Origin of the sequence: Sediminibacillus dalangtanensis, from assembly GCF_017792025.1 — a bacterium.
Taxonomy (GTDB): Bacteria; Bacillota; Bacilli; order Bacillales; family Amphibacillaceae; genus Sediminibacillus; species Sediminibacillus dalangtanensis.
This window is the reverse complement of the sequence record NZ_CP046956.1, coordinates 2654761-2678064: the sequence shown is the minus strand read 5'-3', so window position 1 is coordinate 2678064 and position 23304 is coordinate 2654761. Positions and strand designations below refer to the sequence as shown.

The 23304-nt window shown below is 42.8% G+C and carries 25 protein-coding genes; 15 read left to right on the top strand and 10 right to left on the bottom strand.

Going from position 1 to position 23304, the window contains the following annotated elements; all coding sequences use genetic code 11:
* Positions 1-64 precede the first annotated feature (64 nt).
* The 3 genes from ERJ70_RS13445 to thrB are packed head-to-tail and all read left to right on the top strand — an operon-like array spanning position 65 to position 3317.
* The gene (locus ERJ70_RS13445) at positions 65-1360 is read left to right on the top strand and encodes a homoserine dehydrogenase (protein WP_209365341.1); all 1296 of its coding nucleotides are present in this window, start codon (positions 65-67) and stop codon (positions 1358-1360) included.
* A 2-nt stretch (positions 1361-1362) separates the two neighbouring features.
* Positions 1363-2424: a threonine synthase gene (gene thrC / locus ERJ70_RS13440; protein ID WP_209365340.1), complete on the top strand. Its 1062-nt coding sequence runs from the start codon at positions 1363-1365 to the stop codon at positions 2422-2424.
* Positions 2421-3317, top strand: a complete 897-nt coding sequence (thrB, locus tag ERJ70_RS13435) for a homoserine kinase (protein ID WP_209365339.1) — start codon at positions 2421-2423, stop codon at positions 3315-3317. The genes thrC and thrB overlap by 4 nt, the downstream gene beginning before the upstream one ends.
* Before the next feature lie 539 nt (positions 3318-3856).
* On the opposite strand, the gene ERJ70_RS13430 is transcribed toward thrB, so the two are convergent.
* Positions 3857-4078, bottom strand: a complete 222-nt coding sequence (locus tag ERJ70_RS13430) for a NifU family protein (protein WP_026569583.1) — start codon at positions 4076-4078, stop codon at positions 3857-3859.
* A 379-nt stretch (positions 4079-4457) separates the two neighbouring features.
* On the opposite strand from ERJ70_RS13430, the gene ERJ70_RS13425 reads away from it, so the two are divergent.
* The 4 genes from ERJ70_RS13425 to ERJ70_RS13410 all read left to right on the top strand — a co-directional run bounded on the left by ERJ70_RS13425 (position 4458) and on the right by ERJ70_RS13410 (position 6575).
* The gene (locus ERJ70_RS13425) at positions 4458-4778 is read left to right on the top strand and encodes a YuzD family protein (protein ID WP_374099728.1); all 321 of its coding nucleotides are present in this window, start codon (positions 4458-4460) and stop codon (positions 4776-4778) included.
* Between the two features lie 168 nt (positions 4779-4946).
* Positions 4947-5186, top strand: coding sequence for a YuzB family protein (locus ERJ70_RS13420; RefSeq protein WP_209365337.1), 240 nt, complete (start codon positions 4947-4949; stop codon positions 5184-5186).
* A gap of 68 nt (positions 5187-5254) precedes the next feature.
* Positions 5255-6109 carry a diaminopimelate epimerase gene (gene dapF, locus ERJ70_RS13415; RefSeq protein ID WP_209369370.1) on the top strand — a complete coding sequence of 285 codons (855 nt, stop codon included), beginning with the start codon at positions 5255-5257 and terminating at the stop codon, positions 6107-6109.
* A gap of 103 nt (positions 6110-6212) precedes the next feature.
* The gene (locus tag ERJ70_RS13410; RefSeq protein ID WP_209365336.1) at positions 6213-6575 is read left to right on the top strand and encodes a HesB/IscA family protein; all 363 of its coding nucleotides are present in this window, start codon (positions 6213-6215) and stop codon (positions 6573-6575) included.
* A gap of 65 nt (positions 6576-6640) precedes the next feature.
* On the opposite strand, the gene ERJ70_RS13405 is transcribed toward ERJ70_RS13410, so the two are convergent.
* Positions 6641-7468 (bottom strand): MBL fold metallo-hydrolase, encoded by an 828-nt coding sequence (locus tag ERJ70_RS13405; protein ID WP_209365335.1) that lies wholly within the window; start codon positions 7466-7468, stop codon positions 6641-6643.
* 1143 nt (positions 7469-8611) lie between these two features.
* Entirely contained in the window at positions 8612-9598 is a 987-nt protein-coding gene (locus ERJ70_RS13400) for an NAD(P)/FAD-dependent oxidoreductase (RefSeq protein WP_209365334.1), read from the bottom strand.
* Between the two features lie 364 nt (positions 9599-9962).
* Between ERJ70_RS13400 and ERJ70_RS13395 the strand changes: the two genes are divergently transcribed.
* The 3 genes from ERJ70_RS13395 to spsC all read left to right on the top strand — a co-directional run bounded on the left by ERJ70_RS13395 (position 9963) and on the right by spsC (position 12543).
* Positions 9963-11183 (top strand): NAD(P)/FAD-dependent oxidoreductase, encoded by a 1221-nt coding sequence (locus tag ERJ70_RS13395; RefSeq protein WP_209365333.1) that lies wholly within the window; start codon positions 9963-9965, stop codon positions 11181-11183.
* Between the two features lie 277 nt (positions 11184-11460).
* A complete protein-coding gene (locus ERJ70_RS13390) occupies positions 11461-11772 on the top strand; it encodes a YuiB family protein (protein ID WP_209365332.1) in 312 nt (103 codons plus the stop codon).
* Between the two features lie 75 nt (positions 11773-11847).
* Entirely contained in the window at positions 11848-12543 is a 696-nt protein-coding gene (spsC, locus tag ERJ70_RS13385; RefSeq protein WP_209365331.1) for a stationary phase survival protein SpsC, read from the top strand.
* Positions 12544-13567: 1024 nt separating this feature from the next.
* On the opposite strand, the gene ERJ70_RS13380 is transcribed toward spsC, so the two are convergent.
* From ERJ70_RS13380 to deoD, 3 genes are all read right to left on the bottom strand, one after another.
* Positions 13568-14041, bottom strand: a complete 474-nt coding sequence (locus ERJ70_RS13380; protein WP_209365330.1) for a divergent PAP2 family protein — start codon at positions 14039-14041, stop codon at positions 13568-13570.
* A 360-nt stretch (positions 14042-14401) separates the two neighbouring features.
* On the bottom strand, positions 14402-15013 hold the full coding sequence (locus tag ERJ70_RS13375; protein WP_209365329.1) for a biotin transporter BioY: 612 nt from the start codon (positions 15011-15013) through the stop codon (positions 14402-14404).
* Between the two features lie 132 nt (positions 15014-15145).
* Positions 15146-15853: a purine-nucleoside phosphorylase gene (gene deoD, locus ERJ70_RS13370; protein WP_209365328.1), complete on the bottom strand. Its 708-nt coding sequence runs from the start codon at positions 15851-15853 to the stop codon at positions 15146-15148.
* A gap of 243 nt (positions 15854-16096) precedes the next feature.
* Here deoD and ERJ70_RS13365 point away from each other — a divergent pair, with 243 nt between their 5' ends.
* From ERJ70_RS13365 to ERJ70_RS13355, 3 genes are all read left to right on the top strand, one after another.
* A complete protein-coding gene (locus ERJ70_RS13365; RefSeq protein ID WP_026569596.1) occupies positions 16097-16360 on the top strand; it encodes a phosphocarrier protein HPr in 264 nt (87 codons plus the stop codon).
* 88 nt (positions 16361-16448) lie between these two features.
* On the top strand, positions 16449-16937 hold the full coding sequence (locus ERJ70_RS13360; protein ID WP_209365327.1) for a cation:proton antiporter regulatory subunit: 489 nt from the start codon (positions 16449-16451) through the stop codon (positions 16935-16937).
* 6 nt (positions 16938-16943) lie between these two features.
* Positions 16944-18122 (top strand): cation:proton antiporter, encoded by a 1179-nt coding sequence (locus tag ERJ70_RS13355; protein WP_209365326.1) that lies wholly within the window; start codon positions 16944-16946, stop codon positions 18120-18122.
* Between the two features lie 216 nt (positions 18123-18338).
* Here the strand turns inward: ERJ70_RS13355 and ERJ70_RS13350 are convergent, their stop codons facing one another.
* Positions 18339-18767, bottom strand: a complete 429-nt coding sequence (locus ERJ70_RS13350) for a cysteine hydrolase family protein (protein WP_309507005.1) — start codon at positions 18765-18767, stop codon at positions 18339-18341.
* Positions 18768-19296: 529 nt separating this feature from the next.
* Positions 19297-19680, bottom strand: coding sequence for a kinase-associated lipoprotein KapB (kapB, locus tag ERJ70_RS13345; RefSeq protein WP_209365325.1), 384 nt, complete (start codon positions 19678-19680; stop codon positions 19297-19299).
* Positions 19681-19787: 107 nt separating this feature from the next.
* Between kapB and ERJ70_RS13340 the strand changes: the two genes are divergently transcribed.
* Positions 19788-19991, top strand: coding sequence for a hypothetical protein (locus ERJ70_RS13340; protein ID WP_209365324.1), 204 nt, complete (start codon positions 19788-19790; stop codon positions 19989-19991).
* 172 nt (positions 19992-20163) lie between these two features.
* A complete protein-coding gene (locus tag ERJ70_RS13335) occupies positions 20164-20751 on the top strand; it encodes a superoxide dismutase family protein (RefSeq protein ID WP_374099727.1) in 588 nt (195 codons plus the stop codon).
* A gap of 85 nt (positions 20752-20836) precedes the next feature.
* On the opposite strand, the gene ERJ70_RS13330 is transcribed toward ERJ70_RS13335, so the two are convergent.
* Positions 20837-22009: a MalY/PatB family protein gene (locus ERJ70_RS13330; protein ID WP_209365323.1), complete on the bottom strand. Its 1173-nt coding sequence runs from the start codon at positions 22007-22009 to the stop codon at positions 20837-20839.
* Between the two features lie 190 nt (positions 22010-22199).
* Positions 22200-23042, bottom strand: coding sequence for an alpha/beta fold hydrolase (locus tag ERJ70_RS13325; protein ID WP_209365322.1), 843 nt, complete (start codon positions 23040-23042; stop codon positions 22200-22202).
* Between the last annotated feature and the right edge of the window lie 262 nt (positions 23043-23304).

Genomic DNA, 23304 nt, shown 5'->3' with positions numbered 1-23304 from the left:
CAGGTATAATGTCCTCTATAGATAAACAGATGTGTATTTATAACATACACGAGGAGGCGGAGAAATGAAGAGGAAAATCACCATTGGTCTTTTCGGCCTCGGCACAGTCGGCACAGGGGTCATCAAAATTCTGCAGAACCATCAGGAAGAAATTAAGTATAAGCTCGGTTGTGAACTGGAAGTTAAAAAAATTCTAGTACATACGCTTGAAAAGGCGAGAGATATCGAAGTGAATGCTGATGTTTTAACGACAGAACCAGACGATTTGATCCGTGACCAGGAAATCAATATTATTATTGAGGTCATGGGAGGAATTGATTCGACTTACGATCTGCTTGAAAAGGCATTGCATCATAAAAAGCATATTATTACAGCCAACAAAGACTTGATGGCTGTTTATGGCCAAAAACTCCATAAAATAGCGAAAGCAAATGATTGTGATATTTTCTATGAGGCAAGCGTGGCAGGAGGCATTCCGATTCTTCGTTCGTTGACAGACGGACTCGCTTCTGATCGGATTCAAAAAATGATGGGAATCGTCAATGGCACTACCAATTATATTTTAACCAAGATGACCGACGAACAGCGGACATTTACCGATGTCCTCCAAGAAGCGCAGGAACTTGGATATGCTGAATCCGATCCTGCAGCGGACGTAGGGGGGCTGGATGCCGCACGTAAAATGACACTCTTGGCGAATTTGGCTTTTAAGATGGACATTCATTTAGAAGATGTCGCTGTAGCTGGAATTACTTCCATTTCTCAAGAAGATATCGTGTTTGCCAAACGACTGGGCTATGTTGTGAAGCTTATCGGGATTGCTTCTATGGAGGAAGGGAAGGTAGAAATAAGTGTCGAACCGACATTGTTGCCGCAGGACCATCCATTGGCACTGGTAAAGAATGAATACAATGCGGTTTATGTACATGGAGAAGCAGTCGGAGAAACCATGTTTTATGGTCCAGGTGCGGGCAGTATGCCGACTGCTACATCCGTGGTTTCCGATTTAATGGAGGCTGTAAAAAATATTCGGCTTGGCATTAGTGGCAATTCCTATATTACACCACAATTCAGAACGAAGTTGAAGAACGATTCCGAAAAACATTCCCGCTATTTTGTGAGGCTGGAGGCAGATGATCAGGCAGGGACATTCCAGGCATTGACCAATGTATTTACTGATCAGAATATTAGTTTTGCCAAAATACTACAGCTTCCAGGGAGTGCTGATAACACCGCAGAAATTGTGATGGTCACCCATCATACAAGCAAGCAACAATTGATGAACAGTATAGACAGCCTGAACAGTCTGGAAGTTGTTAAACGGATTATTAGTTATTATCGAGTAGATGGGGAGGAATGAACATGGCTTGGCAGGGATTGTTAAAGCAATACAAGGATTATTTGCCGGTAAGTACAAACACACCCAAAGTGAGCCTGCAGGAGGGGAATACACCGCTGATCAAGCTGGAAAAATTATCGGAAAAGCTTTCTATTCAAGTGTTTGCCAAAGTGGAAGGAGCGAATCCTACCGGTTCCTTTAAGGATCGGGGAATGGTGTTGGCTATAGCAAAAGCAATGGAAGAAGGGGCGAATGCGGTCATTTGCGCATCGACCGGAAATACAAGCGCTTCGGCTGCAGCTTTTGCCGCGAGAGCTGGCTTAAAATGTATTGTCGTAATCCCGGAGGGGAAAATCGCACAGGGCAAGCTTGCACAGGCTGTCATGTATGGAGCGGAAGTATTTTCAATTGAAGGAAATTTTGATGATGCACTGCAAGCGGTCAGGCAAATAAGCAAAGAACAAAATGTCACGCTGGTGAATTCGGTCAACCCTTATCGGATAGAAGGGCAGAAAACTGCAGCCTTTGAAGTGTGTGAAGCCCTTGGTAAAGCTCCAGATTACTTATTTATTCCAGTAGGAAATGCAGGAAATATCACGGCTTACTGGAAAGGGTTCAAAGAATATAACGAAAGACATCAATCCGGTCTTCCAAAAATGATGGGGTATGAGGCAAGTGGAGCAGCAGCTATCGTCCATGATCGTGTATTCGAGAAGCCGGAAACTGTAGGAACCGCAATCAGAATCGGTAATCCTGCAAGTTGGAAAGGGGCTGTCCAAGCACGTGATGAGTCCAATGGCGCAATTGATGAAGTAACAGACGAAGAAATGATTGCCGCTTATCAATGGCTTGCAGCCAATGAAGGGATTTTTGCTGAGCCTGCATCCTGTGCTTCGGTGGCCGGCTTGTTCAAAGCCGACAGGCAAAACCAGCTGGAAAAGGGGTCGACTATTGTTACGGTTTTGACTGGAAATGGCTTGAAAGATCCAAATACCGCGATTGATTATAGCACCATCAAACCAAAAGTGCTGCCAAATGATCAGGAAAAAATCGCCGAGGAAATCAGAGGCCGTGTCCTCGTATGAATTTCGCTGTCAAAATTCCGTGCAGCACCTCTAATTTAGGGGCAGGCTTTGATTCGATCGGTTTGGCATTGAATTTGTATTTGGAGTTGGAGGCAAAAAGGTCGGATGTATGGGAATTTATCGCCATAACGGAGACGTTGCAGGGTCTTCCTTCAGGGAAAGACAATTTTATCTACCAGATTGCCGAAAAGGTAGCCAAGAAATATGGTGTTGCGCAATTACCTCCATGTCAAGTGAAAATTAAGAGTGATATCCCGCTTGCCAGAGGTCTTGGCAGCAGTGCGACTGCCACTCTGGCGGGGATAGAACTGGCAAGCCAGCTGCTTGATTTGCAGTTGGAAACAGAAGACAAACTGGCGATTGCTACAGCTATTGAAGGCCATCCGGATAACGTCGCCCCTTCCCTTTTGGGAGGTTGTGTGATTGGGCATTATCAAGAAGAAGTAAATTGTGTCCAGCTTCCCTTTGAAAATGTATCACTAATTGCCATCATTCCTGAATATGAACTAAAAACAAAAGCTGCGCGGGAAGTATTGCCCCAAGAGCTCTCATTTCAGTCAAGTGTCCATGCCAGCAGTATAGCAAATGTCAGTGTGGCAGCTATTTGCCAGCAAAATTGGCCGCTGCTCGGCAGCTTGATGAAGAAGGATTTATTCCATCAGCCTTACCGAAAAAAGCTTGTTCCGCATTTTGAACAACTACAATCTAACTTGCAAGAAAAGGTTTATGGCTTGTTCATAAGCGGTGCTGGCCCTACTGTGATAGCCTTGGCAGAAAAAGACTGCCCAGAATCCAAAATAGCCGAATGGCAAAACAACTTCCCAACCTGCCAATGGATAAAACTCCAAGTAGACAACAACGGCATGGAGGTAAGAAAAGCGAAAACGCCTTGAACAGCGACGTATAAACTGGACTGCGCCGTCGGAGATAAAGGAAACACGGAGCGAAAGCGACGATGTTGACTTATCGCACAAAGGCAAAGGAAGTTTACTAGTCGCTAGGCGTTGTAGCTAGACAAAGAAAAGCGAAAACGCCTTGAACAGCGACGTATAAACTGGACTGCGCCGTCGGAGATAAAGGAAACACGGAGCGAAAGCGACGATGTTGACTTATCGCACAAAGGCAAAGGAAGTTTACTAGTCGCTAGGCGTTGTAGCTAGACAAAGAAAAGCGAAAACGCCTTGAACAGCGACGTATAAACTGCGCCCCCGCAAAGGGGGTGGTTCGACGTTGCCGCGCATAGCGGAGTTTTATTTATATTCAGCCGGGGCTCGGTCATAAGGCCTGTGTCAGTGAGCTCGCGAGCATGATTGGTTATGGTCTAGGGATAAATTAAACCAATAAAAAAACGAAGGTACTGATGCTTCACAGGTCAGCTGCCTTCGTTTTTATCTAAGAAGTATTTATTTTGCATTCTCATTTTGTAGAAGATTTAAAATACTTGTTCGATTTCTGTTACACCTGGTACTTCGGCCATGAGAGCCCGTTCGATTCCTGCTTTAAGCGTAATTGTCGAACTTGGACAATTTCCGCATGCTCCCATTAGGCGAAGACGTACAATGCCTTCATCTACATCTACCAATTCAACATCCCCGCCATCACGCAATAAAAATGGACGTAATTTGTTCAAAACTTCTTGTACTTGTTCTTGCATCATCCATCTTCTCCTTTCCTGATTACATACTTTATTATAGAGGGTTTTTCGTAAAAAATCTATCATTAATGATTTTGATTCTCAATTAGGTGCTTATTCTTATTTTATTATTTAAAGTTGAATTTGTAAAATAAACTGTTGAAATTATGTATAATGGCAATGAAGGATAGTGTCATATGTTTTGTAAGAGGCTTTCTTGCATGTTTATTGATTGTTTTTAGAAGAGAGTGAATCCAATTAACTGCGCATTTCGCAGACTTCCTGGTGAGCCTCCACGAAAGAATGATGGCACATAATAAAGGTACACCAAATATTATGGGGAAATTTCTTATAAAAAAGTATTTATAAAATGGCAAAAGTACAAAAGGAGGGGCAGCAATTGAGTGATCAATCTGTTAAGTTAACCGTGTATGGAGCGAATCAGATTTGCGCCAGCTGTGTTAACGCACCAGGTTCAAGAGAAACTTACGAATGGTTGCAAGCAGCCATTGCGCGGAAATACCAGGATGCTTCCATTGAATACGAATATATAGACATTTTCCAGCCTTCTGACAAGGAAGAGCAGGAGGCATTTTCCAAGCGGGTACGAGACGAAGAATTTTTTTACCCTGTTGTGCTGATAAACGGGGAAGTGGTGGATGAAGGAAATCCCCGTTTGAAAAAAGTATTTCAGGTTCTGGAGGCAAACGGAATTCAGTGAAGGTAGATAAAGTGTACCTATCTAACAACAATTGTTAGGATAGACTGCCCTATGGTAAGATTAATATTTAATGAGGATGGACGTTTGTGTACATTGCTTCTGGCATGCAACAGGCAGGAATCCACATAAAGGACCATGGGTTTGGTTAGGGAAGAAGGTAGAGATAATTTGTTGAATCCAACTATTGAATTTTGTATCAATAATATAGTGAGCGGTTCGCAGAAAGCGAAGGAAGAGCTTGATAAAGATCCCGATTTAGATGTTATAGAATATGGCTGTACAAGCTTTTGCGGGCTATGTTCTCAGTTTTTAGTCGCAATTGTCAATGGGGAACCTGTAACTGCTGATAGTCCTGAAGAATTAGTGGGAAATGTTTATCAGTATCTTGAGGAAAACCCCATGCTATAAAATAAAGCCATCGAGCTTGCGGGCTGGCGATGGCATAAACAGTTACTTCATGAGGCTAGGTGATCAAGGTGGAAATCCCTTATACAAAAATGCACGGGTTGGGCAATAGTTATATATTTTTAGACTTATTTTCATTTTCTGTAGAAGAATCAGTATTAGTGGAATTGGCCAAAAAAGTATCCGATATAAATACCGGAATAGGTTCGGATGGATTGATTTTGATCCATCCAACCGCTGCTGCAGACGTGGGCATGCGTATTTTCAATAAAGATGGATCGGAAGGGAAAAACTGTGGAAACGGCCTCCGCTGTGTAGCAAAATATGCATTTGAGAATAACCTGGTAAATAAAACTCAGTTTGTTATTGAGACCCGGGCCGGTAATGTAACAGCTGAAGTATTTCTTGATGGAGATGTCGTCGAGGAAGTGACGGTTGACATGGGCAAGCCGACTTTAAACAGACGGGGTATTCCGATGCTTGGGAATGATGAAACAGTGATTTCAGAAGCGTTCGAAGTAAGTCATCACCCTTTAGAATTAACCGCTGTTTCCATGGGGAATCCTCATGCTGTGTTCTTTGTGGAAGACATTGATGAAGCCCCGCTGTATGATCTTGGTCCGTTGATCACGAACGACGAACGGTTTCCCGAAGGGGTCAACGTGGAGTTCATCGAGATAATTTCCGAAACCGAAATGCATTTTCGGGTATGGGAGAGAGGATCAGGTGTTACGCAGGCTTGTGGAACTGGTGCCTGTGCAGCTGCCGTGGCTAGTATTCTCAATGGGTATGCCCAGAAAGATACGGAAATTTGTGTCCATTTAAGCGGGGGAGATTTGTTTATCAAATGGGCGGCAGATGGCCGTGTCTGGATGCGTGGAAAAGCAGAAACCACGACAACAGGCACCTTTTATTGGAAGCGTTAATGTTGATGAATCTCGATTTCCTTAGTATACTAAAGGAGACGAATTGACGATAAGTCTTTATTATAAAAGCAAGAGGGAAGACGGAATTATAGGAGGGTTTTGTATGACCATCAATATTACGGACAATGCAAGTCTGCAGATCAAAGAAATGATGAAAGAAGAGGAATCTTCCGACATTCGCCTTCGTTTTGGCGTGAAAGGCGGCGGCTGCAGTGGATTGTCTTACTCCATGGGGTTTGATGAAGAAGTTAATCCGGAGCTTGATAAGGTAGAGGAAAGCAATGGCATTCCTTTGATTATCAGCCAACAAGATATCCCGATTATCGAAGGGACGACAATTGATTTTAAACAAAACATGATGGGCGGCGGATTCACCATCGATAACCCAAATGCCATCGTGTCATGCGGCTGTGGTTCTTCTTTCAAAACAGCGGCCAACGCGGGAACCCCGGATCCGAATTGCTGATCAAAAATCACAATAAACAAAACCCTCGACACCGAGTCGAGGGTTTTGTTTTTCGTTAAATTATCCTACGTGTAACGACCTTGTTCCGGGACTGCGATGGTGTCAAAATTGTCGACAAGCTTTTGCAATTCCTGAGCCAGGAAATCCCCTGACATTGGAATCCCGTGGCCTGTGGCAGCCAAGAGAGGCCCCAGTTCGTTAAGCTTGATGACGGATTCCTTAGCAGCTTTCCAGTCCGTTGTTAAATATCTTGGCGGGCCGCTAATTTCTTGCTTTTGCGTCATAACATTATATAACGACTCTTGTTTGACTGTGACAAAGGCATCGCCGGCAATTAAAGAACGGTCCTCTTCGCGGAACAGGGAAACATGTCCTTTGGTATGTCCGGGGGTAGGAATCCATTCCCATCCCTCCATACCAGGAACCGATTGGTCGTCGGGAAGCGGTTTGACATACTCTGAAATGTTAATACTATGGTTTGGAAACATCGGCGACATTTTGGCAACCAATCCACCGTCGACGGAAGAATCCGGTTCTGGATAAGATTCCTTGCCGGTCAAGTACGGAAGCTCCTCCTTATGGGCATAAACAGGTACCGGCCATTTTTCGAGCAGCTCGACAATCGCTCCGACATGATCAAAATGTCCATGTGTCAGAATGATGGCTTCCGGTTTAGCATCCTTTCCATACCTATTCTCTGCCGCTTCTATGATTTTGTCGGCTGAACGTGGCATCCCAGCATCGATGATTGTCCATTTATCCCCCGGATGCCCGTAAAAATACATATTGACGACTTGTATAGGGAAGCAATACAGGTCGGTTAAAAGCTCTTTACCAACCCCGCTGGCAACCGAAGTGGCCGGAATTAGTCTATCTTCAAATTCATTCTCCATGTACAAGCACCTCCATTGGCATATTCCATTCGTATTATCCCCGCAAGCAGCCATCCTATCAGCAGCCAGTGAAAGACTTACTTATAGTTGTATACCAATGCCATCCTGTCCCTAAACAAAAAGCGAGTTAAGGATAGGGAAGTTTGCTTTAATTAACCGTCTTAAAAGTGACCTGAAAAGGCTTTCTTGCTGTATAGGAAATTATAAATTTAATTGTCTGTGGATAATTATTGGCTGAACCAGCCACGTCCAGCTCCAGCGCCTACCCCCTCGAGGTCTTAAGCCCACCCTCTATGTGACAAAAAGCGCCACGCCGAGGCTGTTCTTAAGCTTATCGGAGGCCCAAACGATGTGGGTCATGCAGGCGTTGCCACAGGACGTGGCGGCTCTAGCCTGTACTCCTTTAAAGAGGCGCTTGCGCTTTTGTCCAGATTTGTTTGTTAGCTATGTTTTTCCCCTTTTGATAGAAACTGCGCAGTAACCGTGATTGGAAGTTTCATTGCCTATTCAAAAAGAATGGTAACCACCGCTTCGGTAGCATACTTCGCTTTCCGCGGGCACGGCTTCAGCTAACTTGGTAAAGAAAACCGCTTTACCAAGTGGATCTTCAGCTCGCGCTTTTCCCGCAGGAGTCTGCGTATGCTCCCTGCGCTAAGAAGCGTGCTGATTTTATCGCAAGCGTACAACCTTTACTCTTTAGAACCAACAAGACTTCTTAACAACGCTTGTCAGGAAATTTGTACTTCTCTTCTTGAAAAACAGTTGGGATCCCGTTTCTCTTGGACTTTCTGCTTGTTTTTCAAGCTATGTCTATTATGTAGTACCAAGTGAATAAAGAAAATGTCTAGTACATTCGTTTAGAAACAGGAATCTGTTCCTAGCGGAGGAAATACCTGGAGACTCCAGCGGGAGGAAAGGCCTCGGTGAGATCCCGCAGAGCGTTAGCTCGAGGAAGCTCACCAGCCGCCCGCGGAAAGCGCAAGGTATTTCCGCAGCGATAGCCTACACATTTTCTAGTCAGAGACTGAAGAAAGTTTTAATGCGCAGTTTCTATCTTTTATGCAGCAGGATAGAATTATTTGAAACAAAAAAACTTGCAGAAAACGTTTAGGTTTTCTGCAAGTTATAAAATATAGTGAGCGATTAAAACATGCTTGTGGAATGCTTTGGCTGTACACGAGCGTTGGGATCGATATAGTTTTTCGCGTTGTTGACTGCTGTCGGTCCTTCTCCGAATCCGGAAGCAATCAAGTTGACCTTGCCAGGGTAGGTACAAATATCACCGGCTGCATAAATGCCAGGAATATTTGTTTCCATTTTCGAATTAACCACAATACTGTTTTTTTCTATTTCCAAATCCCATTTCTTGATTGGACCAAGAGAGGAAATGAAACCATAGTTGACAAGCACAGAATCAACATTGATCAATTCTTCTCGGTCACCTTTTACCTCTTTCAGCTTCACTTGCTCAATTTTATCTTCGCCGATCATTTCTTCCGGAACGAACGGTGTCATGATATTCACACTGGAATTCATTAATTGTTCTACACTATGTTCATGGGCGCGGAAGTTATCCCGCCGGTGCACCAACGTCACTTCCTTGGCAATTGGTTCCAACATCAAAGCCCAGTCAACAGCAGAGTCACCACCGCCGCACAATAGGACACGCTCCCCTGCATACTTATTCATATCTTCTACGTAGTAATTAAGATTGATCCCTTCAAATGCCTCAATACCTTCGATGGTCAAACGACGTGGCTGGAATGCACCATTGCCGGCCGTGATGATGATGGTTTTCGTATAATGAATATCATTGGTATTGGTAGTCATTTTAAAAGAACCATCTTCCAACCGTTCAATTGCTTCAACGGACTGCCCTAGGACAATGGCTGGATCAAACATATCAGCCTGTTCTTTCAGGTTGTCGACTAGCTCCTGTGCACGGACTTTTGGAAATCCGGCCACATCATATATATATTTCTCTGGATAAAGGGCAGACAATTGTCCGCCGATATGCGGTAAACTTTCCAATATTTTTACGCTGGCTTGACGCATACCTCCATAAAAGGCAGTGAACAATCCGACAGGACCAGCGCCGATTATTGTCACATCATACACCTCATTGGTCATGATTGATTCCTCCTATTACCTTGAATGCACAACCATTATTCTAACATAAAATGAAGTTTAGCTAATAATGAATGATTCTGATCCTGTAATTTCAATTTTCTAAAAAAGAAAATTAGACTTGAAAGTTGTGAAAAAAAGGGCTAAGATTATCATTGTGTTAAATATATTACGATATTGTGACAATTACATACACCCCCCGGCCATCCAGCTTTTTTGCTTGATTTCCTGTCCGGGATTACGGAGTTTACAGCCGTTTTTCTGAATGTTTTTTTATGGAGAAGTACGTGAAATACATCACGTAATAATTATCGTAAACTTTCGGAAAATAAAAGTAAGCAAAAAAATATAAATGGAAGTGATCAGAATGAACAAGCCAAACATTGTCATCCTAGGGGCCGGATACGGCGGAATCATGACAACAGTGAAACTGCAAAAAAAACTTGGAGTCAACGATGCTCATATCACTCTTGTCAACAAACATGACTACCATTACCAAACTACATGGTTGCACGAAAATGCTGCCGGAACACTTCATCAGGACCGTACACGACTGCCGATCAAAGATGTAGTTGATTTTAGTAAGATTAACTTTGTTCAAGATACGGTAGTCAGCTTCAATCCGGATGAAAAACAAGTGATTTTAGAAAACGGTCAACTCGACTACGATTATCTGGTAGTGGCGCTGGGATTCGAGGCAGCGACTTTCGGAATCCCAGGTTTACTTGAAAATGCGTTTACCATCAACAACATCAACTCAGCCCGTCTGATCAGGGAGCACATTGAATACAATTTCGCTAAATACAATAATGAAGCCGAGAAGAAACAGGAGCGCTTGAACATTGTTGTCGGTGGAGGCGGGTTTACAGGAATCGAGTTTGTAGGCGAACTTGCTAACCGTGTTCCAGAGCTTTGCAAAGAATATGACATCGATCGCAGTCAGGTCCGTATCATCAACGTAGAAGCTGCACCTACCGTTCTTCCAGGCTTCGATCCAGCTTTGGTGGAATACGCCATGAATGCGTTGGAAGCAAAAGGAGTAGAATTTAAAGTCGGTGCCATGTTGAAAGAATGTACGCCAAATAGCATCATTATCGAAAAAGATGAAAAACGGGAAGAAATTCCGACAAACACCACTGTATGGGCTGCTGGTGTGAGAGCGAATTCCCTGGTGGAAGAGTCTGGTTTGGAAGTGAACCGGGGCAAAGTTGAGGTTCAAGCGGATTTGCGTGCCCCTTCTCATCCTGAAGTATTTGTTGTCGGTGACTGTGCATTGATCATGAATGAGGAAACGGGAAGACCATACCCGCCAACAGCCCAGATTGCTATCCAAGAAGCAGAAGTTGCTGCCCATAACCTGGCAATTCTTGCGGGAGGCGGTTCCCAACTGGAAACTTTCGCATATAACGATCGCGGAACAGTCGCCTCGCTTGGACACGATGATGCCATCGGTGTCGTATTCGGGGATAAGAAGTTGTTTGGCTGGTCGGCATCGGTGATGAAAAAAGTCATAGACAATCGTTATTTATTAAAGCTTGGTGGCCTCGGCTTGCTGTTGAAAAAAGGCAAATTCAACTTTTTTGGTTGATGTGTAAAATTCATAGGGCTGTCCCAACGTTGTGAAAAACGGCTGGGACAGCCCTTCCTTTCCCTTTAAAAAGGTTTCTTTTCCGGCCAAAGTTTTCCCAGGGAAGGACTCCTTTGATGATTTGTTCTTCTTCACTCAATGCGGGGTATCGTTGCAAGTGGCTGATGAAGAAAGAGCTGGCAGGCTTTCAGGAGGCGGTTGCGCAATTATTTCTTTCGCTATAAAATTAGTTGTGGATTAATTAATGGGCGATTGTCCGCTCAAGGGGGAAAAGCGGTTGATACAGCTAGTCGTATCTATTTTATTATTTTTTGTATTGTTTTTCGGGATTGCATTTATATTAAATATGCTGCTCCGCCAGTCTTGGCTGATGGCATTTATCTATCCAATCATCGTTTTGCTGATTGTGGATGACATTCCCTTCAAAACGTATTTCACCAATACCGGAAGTGCTTTTCAATCTCTGGGAAACCGGTTGGTTGGACTTACAGTCGTTGACATTGTCATTTTGATAAGCGGCTTTATCGGCACGATTGTATCTGGTATTGTCATTAAAATGCTTCGGAAAAACGGCTACCAGATGTTCTGATTGAAGGTTGATTCATGCGGATTTGTATAATTTTTCTCATTTATGGAAAGGATGACATCCAGAGAGGTGTTATCCATGAGAAAATTAAAATTTTTAAGAAGAAGCATGATGATCCTTTTATTCTTGGGGGCATTTTATGCTACATTTGGGGCACTGACAAATGTATCGGCAATGGATTTGAAAAACGGCATCAGTGAAAAAATGAACGGCGCCCCTGCAGACCAAAAACCATATGGACTGCAGTCTGAAAGAGTAGTCAGTTTGTCAAAGAAATCATTAAACCATCAAAAAGCAGAAACGACCTATATATCCAGTCAGCAAGTAAAAGGACCTGAAACCCTGGAGGAAGCAATTGACTTTGAGCAATACCCAAGTGCTACCGTAATGGCCACGGGTTACACGGCAGGTGTGGAATCCACTGGTAAGTCTCCTGACCATCCACAATATGGGATCACTTATTCCGGAGTAAAGGTTACAAGAGACTTATACTCCACCATTGCAGCAGATTTGACTGTTTACCCGATTGGAACCATCCTTTATATTCCAGGCTATGGCTATGGAGTGGTTGCGGATAAAGGTTCTGCCATCCAGGGAAACAAAATTGATTTGTATTATCCGACAGTCGAAGATGTTTTTGCCAAATGGGGTAAAAAAGAAGTAGAAGTATTTGTTGTGGAAAAAGGCGATGGTTCGCTTACGGAGAAAGAATTGACGGCATTGAATGAAACAGAGGCACTGCAAGTATTTCGTGAGCAAATAAAGAAAAGCTGAAGAAAATTAGGCTGAATCAGTGAGACAGCAGTACAGAGTAAGATGGAGGAGCTACTGTTTTCGTTGAGTCAGACTGTATTTTGTATTTTACAGTCCTGTATGTTGTTGCTGGCTTAGCGTTAAAAAAACACGCCGATTCGTCGAGTTTGTTCTAAAGATAAGAAAGTATATAATTTCGGTCTGAGCCTGGGACAAAAGCATCGTGACCTAAAATAAAAACCGAACGATTTACAATTCGTTCGGTTTTTATTTGGTTAGCAAAAAGCAAACCGTTCTACCCTTCTCTCATGAAAAGTGCCACTTCCCACTCCGGCAAGGTACTTCGCTTTCCGCGGGCACGGCTTCAGCTAACTTGGCAAAGAATACCGCTTTGCCAAGTGGATCTTCAGCTCGCGTTCATCCCGTTGGAGTCTGCGGCGTACCTTTCTCCGTTGGATAGATACTTTCTCTTCGGGTGTGTTTTTCGTTATTGCCGTTACGGATAGAAAACGAAGCCGTATGGAAACCAGGAGTACTACTTTATCCTTTTTATGCTATAGTCCAATTTCCAAAGAATAAAGGAACCCCCATGCTGATTTTTCGTCTTCTTTACTGTTTAGATACCTATCAGCCAATAGAAGAATACAGTTCTGTTCATCTTGTCTTTATCATCTGGAAATCAGACCGCGAAAACGTAGCGAAGGCAAGATACGGAGACTCCTACGGGAACAACACGAGCTGAAAATCCCGCAAGAAAGCGTTTTTTGCTTTCTGAGGAAGTTGAAGCCGTGCCCGTGGAACGCGTAGTATCTTGCCGTAGCGATTTGAAGCACGCATCAAACCATGAGAATACACAAATAAGAGCCGAACGAATTTTATTGGCATTTAGAATTCGTTCGGTTCTTGCTTTAGTGGCCATGCTTTTGTCCGGCCTCATTTTCTATTTATGGAAGCAAATATTCTCAGACAGATTTTTTTGAATAGCGAGCAGGACGCCCAGGGCTTTGTTTTTATCTTTTATGAAGGGAGGGGAGGTAACTCTCTTCTACGTAAATTGATAAAGCAATAACGCAATGATAATGCCGCATAAAGCTCCGAAAAACACTTCGATCGGCTGGTGTCCGAGCAGTTCTTTCAGTTCTTCTCGTTTCTGATATTCTCCTTTTTTCCCCCACCCTTTCGCTTCTTCCATAAAATAACTGAAGTCTTTTACAAGCGTGTTTAGCAGGATGGCTTGTTCACCGGTTTGCCGGCGGACACCGGAAGCATCAAACATGATAATAATACTGAAGACACAGGCAACAGCAAAGATTCCCGTATCAAACCCTTCCTGTATCCCGATCCCAGTTGATACGGCTGCTACTGCAGCGGAGTGGCTGCTTGGCATCCCTCCCGTACTGAAGGCCAAGCCAGGTTTGAATTCCCGTTCAGCTATCATATGAATCGGAACCTTTACTCCTTGAGCGATCACGATGCCTGCCAAAGCAGCCAACAAGGGAAAATTAAAAAATAAATCCATACAACCATTACATCCTTTCCTGGCCAATATCTCGTCTTATAGTTTTCCCCAACATCCTGTCCACATAACGTACGTTTCGCAAAGGTGCAGATACATACGGCAGGCGTTTGAATTAAACTCGATTATATCATAACTGTAAGGGAAACCGTAACAGAGAGAAAAGGGCTGTCCCATAAGTGTATCTTAACTTACAGGACAGCCCCTACAGCTTGCAGAAAACTACAGGATATCAAGAGGATCTTTCTATTTATCTCCATCCGGTCCGCGGCCTTTGGTCTATACATAGAGAGCGTTGCAACAGCTCATTCACCAAGATGCCATTGCCCAATCAAAAGGAAGGCGAAAAAATCGGTTTACCTCCTAAGTCCATCGCCGGGAAGTAGAAGAAAAGGAAGCAGAACGGTGCTGCAAGCTGTTAGCTATTTTCAGCATTAAGGCAGCTGAAAGTATTGTCAAGCCAGTATCTTTTATCAGAAATGGCACCATACCGAGCCAGGCTGCCTGATAAGTTATTTGAAGGCCAAGCCACGTATTCATTGCTACATACATATAACTGACACCGATTAAGTAATTCGCAATTACTCCAGCGAAAGAAGCTCCGGCTAACGGAAGCAACTTCGGCCGTTCTATCTTTTCTGCAATCCAACCGGTTATAAAAGCCACAGCTAAAAAAGAAAGCAAGAATCCTCCTGTGTAATCAAAAAGAATAAAAGGTCCCGATTTCATGTTGGCGAACACTGGTACACCAGCGAAACCAATCATAATATAGGTAAACATCGTAAATAGACCTAATTTTCTACCAAGCAGTAATCCGGCAAGGATGGCAAAAAACGTTTGTAAGGACAGTGGTACGGATACTCCTCCAATTGGAATCGCCAAAAAAGGAAACCAGACTGCAATATTGGCGCCAATGGCCATCAACCCGACAAAAACAGCTCCCATTGATAAATCGGCAGCAGTAAATTTTTTCATTTTGTACGCCTCCTTTTAATTAAAGGATAGAATCGTCTTCCTTTATTGTCAACCCTTAAAATATTTTGGTTAACGTAATAGTTAAATGAAATGCCGGCATCTTGAAGAAGCCGGCATTGTTCGGTTACTTGATTACTTGATTGCTGTCTCCAGAGCAACCTCGATCATCTCATTGAAGGTGGTTTGTCTTTCTTCGGCACTTGTTTCCTCGCCAGTAAGGATGTGGTCGGAAACGGTCAACACGGATAGTGCCTGCCGCCCGAACTTAGCAGCTAACGTATAAAGGGCGGTTGTTTCCATTTCAACACCAAGAACTTTATATTGAGCTAACTGTTTAAACAGCTCCAATCCATTATCCCGGTAAAAGCTGTCGCTGGTGAACACACTGCCAACACGCAGGTGGAGTCCCTTTTCACTTCCTGTCTCGTAAGCATTTTTCAGCAGTTCAAAGTCTGCTGCTGGAGCGAAGTCTATCCCCCCAAACACCATTCTGTTGATTTGCGAGTCAGTCGTGGAAGTAGAAGCTAGGATAACGTCGCGTACTTTAACATCCTCTTGGATAGCACCGCATGTTCCGACACGGATCAATTTCTTCACGTCATAACTTTGGATTAATTCATTGACATAAATGGAGATAGAAGGGACCCCCATTCCGGTCCCTTGTACAGACAACGTCTCCCCTTTGTATGTACCGGTGTAACCATACATTCCTCTTACTTCATTATAGCAGTGGACATCTTCCAAAAAGTTTTCTGCAATATATTTAGCACGCAATGGATCACCGGGAAGCAGAATCTTATCGGCTATTTCCCCTGGTTGCGCTCCAATATGTACGCTCATGGCAATACCTCCTGTTTGATAGCTATGTACAAACTTAAGTTATCACAATCAAATTTTAAATACAAATACTGGACGATAATCCTTCAGACGGTTTCGATATTAGAAAAACAGGAGATTTTTGTTTCTAAATCAAAGGTTTTCGTATATAATAAATTGGAGTTCAACTTTTCACATATGGGTTTGAAACACATAGCTTATGGAAAAGTGATATATATAATGGGAAGACTGAAAGGATGGATAACAATGCAAGAAAGAAAATTCACTATTACAGACGACACAGGAGTTCACGCACGGCCGGCTACACTTCTTGTAAATAAAGCAGGTCAGTATGAATCAGAAATTGAAATGCATTACAACGGCAAAACAGTTAACCTTAAATCAATCATGGGCGTTATGTCCCTTGGTGTGCCAAAAGGCGCTGAAATTACGGTTACTGCCGATGGAAGCGACGAAGAACAAGCGCTTCAAGGAGTAGCAGAAGTTATAACAGAACATCTTGGTGAATGATTTCACTTATAAGGAAGAAAAAAGCTAGAGACTCTCTCTAGCTTTTTTTTACAGACAATTATGGAAAGAAATAAAAGAGGTGTGCAAAATGAATGTATCGGTTTCCCAACTCCCAGGCATTGGACAAAAAATCACGTTGAAAACATGCGAGGACAGCATGCTCGTGGTGGTAGTCCACCATTCGGGCAAACGGGAGTTGTATTTTTTTAATGATGCAGACAGCGATGAGGCGGATTTCGGCATGGATCTTACTCCTGATGAGACAAGGGAGCTGGGAGCCCAACTATTGGGGGCTACCTACCAGCCTGTTGATGCCGATAAATTGAAGATTTTTCAAAACCAAATCGTCATTGATTATGTGAAGTTGAAAGAAAGTTCGCCTTTAGCTAATAAAACAATTGAAGAATCCGGAGTAAGAAATAGGACAGGGGCGACGATCATCGGTATTGTGCAAGAGGGAGAAACGATTGCCATTCCTGATACAACGACTAAACTGGAACCGGGCAATCTGTTGATGTGTGTTGGCAAAAAAGACCAAATTGCTTCATTGACCGCTTTGTGCAAAGGGGAGGAATGATCGTCCTTGCATACTGAATTACCAGTTTTATTAGGTGCGGGCCTAATCCTTCTCGGCATTTTCTACCTGGGTTTCTTAAGCATGAAAATAAAGTTCCCAAGTGTCATTTTATATATTTTGTTCGGGATATTGCTGGCGGACCATTTGAATGACAATGAAATACTACACATAGCCAGCGAGATCGGCATTGTACTGCTGTTTTTTCTACTCGGTATGGAGTTCAGTATTTCCAGGCTTGGTGGGATTGCAAAACGGGCTTGGCCTTCAGGGCTTTTGGATGTGGTATTGAGTTTTGGTATCTCGATGATGATTGCGGTAGGTTTTGGGATGGATTTATTTTCTGCTTTTATTGTTGGTGGTGTAGCTTATGCCACAAGTTCTTCTATTACAGCCAAACTGTTGGACGATAAAAGCAGGATGGCCAACTCCGAAACCGAATTTATTTTGGCAATTCTTATTTTTGAAGATTTGGTTGCCCCAGTGGTTGTGGCAATTTTGATTGGTGTGGGAAGTGGCAGCAGCTTTGCTGCAAACGACCTGTTACTTTTGCTAGGGAAAATAGTGGGGCTGGCTTTGTTGGCGATTTTTCTAGGCAAAGTGGTGTTCAAAAAGTTCGACCACTTATGGGAGAAAATTGAAGATGAAGATTTTAAAACCGCATTGCTGGTAGGTTTTGCAGTTGCCTATGGCGGATTAGCACTATTTCTTGGCTTATCTGAAGTGTTGGGGGCGTTTCTGGCAGGCATGATGCTTGCTGAAATTCGCTATCTTCACCGGGTCGAACAAACCGTTGTTCCGCTTCGGGATCTTATGCTGCCGACATTCTTCATCTATTTTGGAACCACCATTGAATTAGGTAACGGAATTCCGATGCCTTTGCTGCTGGGTTCTTTGCTTGTTTGGTCGATTGTTTCCAAAGTGTTAGTAGGCACTATCGGTGGAAGATGGTATGGATTATCAAAGAAGGTGTCATTACGTGCTGGTTTATCACTTTGCGCCCGCGGAGAGTTTTCCGTGGTGATTGCTGCGACAGCGGTGGGGGCAGTAAAGATAATGGCCGGTATCTATATCGTGGTTGCTGCTTTTTTAGGAATGCTGTTGTTTGAACAGGCTCCCAAAATAACCAATAAGGTTTACGGAAATGCAAAGCCGAAGAAGAAGGACTTAAGGGTGCCAGGTACGTAAGCAGGAAAAGATGTCTCGGTATGGGAAAGCAATTTCGATACCATGGAGGAAATGTAAAAAACAAGTGAAATAACATATACTAAATACCGTATATTTGACACATAAAGTAACGTCTAAATATACGCCTGGGTATTAAAGTCAAAGCGTTCTGTTTTTAACATTTTGCTGTTGAAAACGATGGCTCGCAATAGTTTAAGTACATCATTTCACAATGACTCAAAAAACAATTTCTTTACTTGGATATACATCAGCAAACCATCGCAATACACCGTTGTGGTGGTTAATAATTTGTTGAGCAGTCATTTCCTGTGAGTTCCAGGTGCTATGTGAATCTGAAACCAAAGTGACCTTATACTCCATACTAAATGCCCTTCTGCAAGTTGTATCAACGCACGCTTCTGTCTGGATTCCTGCAACTACTAAATGGTCAATCTCTTGCTTTTGGAGCTTCTCATTTAAAGAAGTATAAAAAAACGAATCAGGAGTAGTTTTTTGAATGACTATATCTTGATTGGTTGGCTTGATTTCGGGATGAATCTCCCATCCCTTTGTGCCATACTCTAAGGGTTTACCAGCAGGTGCATTATGTTGTATATAAAAAATAGGTGTCCCGGTAGAATGAGCTTGTGAAATCAAACTTTTCACATTTTGTAGTACCATTTTTCCTTTATAGATACCATTACCTTCTTGGACATCCCATTTTGAACGTCTATTATCAGTAGTGCTTTCTTCATTATTCCCCTCCTTGAGAAAAAACGTATGTTCGTTATTTTCTATTGTACCTTATTCATCAAGACTTGTGGAATAAAAATTAACACAGCAAATAGCACCTCCAGTTAATTTAGTAATTAGCACGTTGACAATAACTGATGTCATTAAATCAGGATGTTATTTTGTATGCTAATATATATCACAAAAAGATGAGACCAAATCTTTTGCGATTTGGTCTGCTAATTAGTATGTTACTTCGTAAGTTTCTTCACCGAGACGGAACTACTTACGAAGGGTGAGACAGTATCTTCTTTTTTGAAGGTTATATATGCTGGCGTGATGCTGTCCAGCTCCAGACCCTCCCCCCTCGAGGTCTTAAGTCAATCCTCTCTGTGGCAGAAGTTCGCCACTCCGGGGCTTGTCTTAAGCTTGTCGGGGGTGAGCAAGACGCTTTCGCTTTTTCTTAATGGAAATAGGAATTTTCTAGTTCTTCAAGGCTTTTGATTGCCTTCTGGTTAAATTCGCTGTCCTGTTTGTTCAATTTTTCTTTCAACTCATCAACCGCCTGCCGAAGAGATGTTTCATAATCAGGGATCGAATCTTCCGTATAAGGATGGACTGCCGGTTTCGAGACATTCATCTTTTCCTGCCAGCTTAATGCTTTTCGTTGATGGAAGAACACGTTTTCTGTTTTTCCGTAATTGTGTAAGTCTCCTTGTAAGGGGTGCTTTGCGACTGCCAAGACTTTTATCAAGTAGTTTTCCCCACGATCCTCGATAACTTCTCCTATGTATGTTCCTGATTTATAATGGGCTTTGACGATTTCTCCTATTGTGGCATTTTCCATTTAGATCACTCCCTATTGTAGGTTAATTCAATTTTGCCAGATGTAGAATATATGTACAAGAATTAACCCGTTTTGCTATAATGGAGTGGAGAAGGACGTGATTTATCATGATGGAATTTTTATATTTTCCCGAGGATAAAACAGAATATATACCTGCTCTGATATCCTTGGTGATATTTTCTATCGGTGCTGCTGTTACCATGTACCTTATATACAAACATTCAAAAAAAGAAGAAAGACGAATTGATGAAAAGTATTCGATAAATTCCTCTTCACCGGCTTCGAACAAAAACCATCATTCCAAACAGTGACCCGGTACTCCGTGATATTTTTTCACGGAGTTTTTAATAGCTATAACTTGTCCAGGAGGGAAAGCGCTTTATGCATTTTCACCTGTAAAGAAAGCTTTCCTCGAAACAGGATATTTCCTCCGTTACCCGGCTATACTATTCCCATATGAAGTTTTTGATGGGAGTTGATTTCTTGGATAAGCTATTAATAAAGGCAGTTCTTAGTGTACCGTTGATTTTCATGGTGGGCTGTCAGGAGAATATTCGATCCCCGTTAAAGGTAGATATGTTGAATGGTGACGGAGATTCCTTGGGGACAGCTGAACTGTCAGAACAGTCAGATGGTGTTCAAGTAAAGCTATCCTTGGAAGGATTGGAGACTGGCCTCCATGGCATTCATGTACATGAATTTCCTAAATGTGAAGGGCCGGATTTTACGTCGGCAGGCAGTCACCTAAATCCGGAAGGAAATGAACATGGGTTGATGCATCCAGAAGGTTCTCACCTTGGAGACCTTCCCAATGTGGAAGTGGCCGAGGATGGGGTGGCCGAAGCAGAATTGATGCTCAGTGGCGCCACTTTAACCGACGGGAAAAATTCATTGCTTAAAGAAGATGGCACTTCCCTGGTACTCCATGAAAGCCAGGATGATGGCGTCAGCCAGCCAGCAGGCGAATCTGGTGCCAGAATTGCTTGTGGAAAAATACAAGCGCAAGATTCTGCATCCGAGCAGTCACCGACAGATCCTACGGAAGATAATCAGGAAAAAGAACAAGAATAGGCTGTCGCCACTGCTGCTCCTATCAAAGCGGTTGCGACAGCCTCGTTTGTTATATAGTATTTATGCTTTGTAAATCTGTTTTGAGTTATTTTTTTCGAGCAGCCAGTGCTGATGTAATCCGATTCAGGCCTTCTTCCACCGTCACGCGGGGGCAGGCGATATTGATGCGCATGAATCCTTCCCCTTCTTTGCCGAAGGAAATACCGTCGTTAAGTCCTACTTTCGCATCCTCCTGCATGAACTTCTTCAATTCATCTTGTGACATATTCAGCGACCGGCAGTCTAGCCAGATGAGATAAGTACCTTCGGCTGGTATGACATTTATTTCATCCCGCTCTTGAAAAGTTTTCTCGACAAGCTGCCTGTTTTCATCCAATAATTGCATCAGCTTTTCAAGCCATTCTTCTCCATCGTTATATGCCGCTTCCAAAGCTGTAATCCCCATTGTATTGATCATTTTTAACCCTTGCTTATGGAAAAAGTGATCGATTTTTTCTCGTTTTTGTTTATCAGGTGTAATCAGATAAGATACTTGCAAACCGGCCAAGTTAAAGGATTTGGTTGGGGACATGCATGTGATCGTGATCTGATTGATTTCATCCGAAAGGGAAGCAATTGGCACATGGGTGTGACCGGGGTAAACCAGGTCTGCGTGAATTTCATCGGAGAAAATCAAGACATTGTGTTTCAAACAGAGCTCACCGATTTTTCGCAGTTCCTCTTCAGTCCATACCCTTCCGACTGGATTGTGCGGATTACATAAGATAAAAGCTTTTACGCCTTGACTTAAGGTCGTTTCGAATGCATCAAAGTCAATTTCATATCGGTTTTCTTTCAGTTTTAACGGGCTTTTGATCAGCTGTCTGTCATGCATCTCGACAAGATCATAAAATGGCGGATAAACTGGTGTTTGAATCATGATTTTGTCGTTTTTTTCTGTCAGTACCTGTACAGCCATATGAAGACTGGTGATAACTCCCGGGCTATACAGCAGCCATGATGGTTTTATTTCCCATCCATGTCGTCTTTCCAGCCAGCGGGTAACAGACTGACTGATTGCTTTATCCGTCACCGTATAGCCAAAAATACCATGTTCTGCCCTGTCTACGAGGGCATTTTTGACGGATTCCGGTACGGCGATATCCATATCGGCAACCCACATTGGAAGAACTTCTTCAGATCCGTAAATGGATTTTAATAAATCCCACTTAACCGATCTGGTGCCGGTACGCTGTGGTACTTGTTCGAAATTAATCATCCTCTGGTCCTCCTTCAGTACTCCGATTAAAAAGTTGTAAATGCTGCGATACTGTTGGCCAACTTCTAGGTTTTCCCTGTGTGGCAACCATTCCCAGTCCGCAACCTTGTAAGTGGAAATCGGTTTGTCTATCTACATTTACTCTTCTTTATTATATAAATGGGAAAAATAGATTGGAAACAATATGAATTCATTCCTGCCAACGGAAAACTTTTGCCAGTATATAATCGGAGATAAGTGCTGGTGCTTCTTCCGGCAAAAAGTGACCCACACTGCTGATGGTACATAATTCTGCGTTAGGTAAATCACGCAAGAGTCGATAGCTGTTGGAAACGGGTAAAATCAAATCCTGTTTTCCCCAAAAAATAAGACATGGCTGGTCGATAGAATGTAGGCTGGAAGAGGGCAAATCACCTTCTCTGTCTCGAATCAATTTGGTGAGACAAGAATAAATATCGTTCTCTAAAAAAGGTTTCGTATAGACAGCAATCATTCGTTTTGTAATCAACTGCTCATCATGCATACATTTTTTTAAGATACCGTCGACACCAGCCCGGCGTAGTACCGCTTTTAAGAGCTTGGGGGAAGGGGGGAATGCGCTAAAGGCATTCAGCATTCTGGATGCCTTTTTCATGTAACAAGACGGAGCCATCAAGATCAGTTTTTCGATCCTTTCTGGATAATGCATCGCACAGCGAAGGGCGATTTGGCCACCCATCGAGTGAGCGCCTATCCAGACTTTCCTGATATTTAACGCATCAAGTACATATATTGCCAAATCGGCCATATTTTGATAGGAATAACAAAAGGCCTTCGCCTTCCCGCTTTTTCCGAATGGAGGAAGGTCGATGGTAAGTATATGAAAATGGCGACGGAGTTGTGGAATCATCTTTCGGAAGCAAAATTGGCTGGATAAAAAGCCGTGCAGCAAAAAAAGGCAAGGATTGTCGGTTTTTCCGGTAGATTGATAAACACGATACTGAATATCGACATTCTGATACCGAATGATTTTTTTCTGTTTGGCTATTTCCATGTCCATCCCCCGGTTAATAGAAGTTGTCGGTTATTATTCCACATTTTTGTTGATTTATTTGAGAGAAGGAAAGTGTTTAGAAGACAAAAAAAAGACAAAGCAACGTTGCTTTGTCTTCAACAGGGGGAATACGAGAAAGTCTTACAGTTATAGGTATAACCGTATGGAACCTTTTTTAAACATAAAAACCAAAAAAATTTATAAAAAGATTTATTTTTGTATAATCGGCGTCGGAAATTTCGCGGATCATACATTTTTTTGC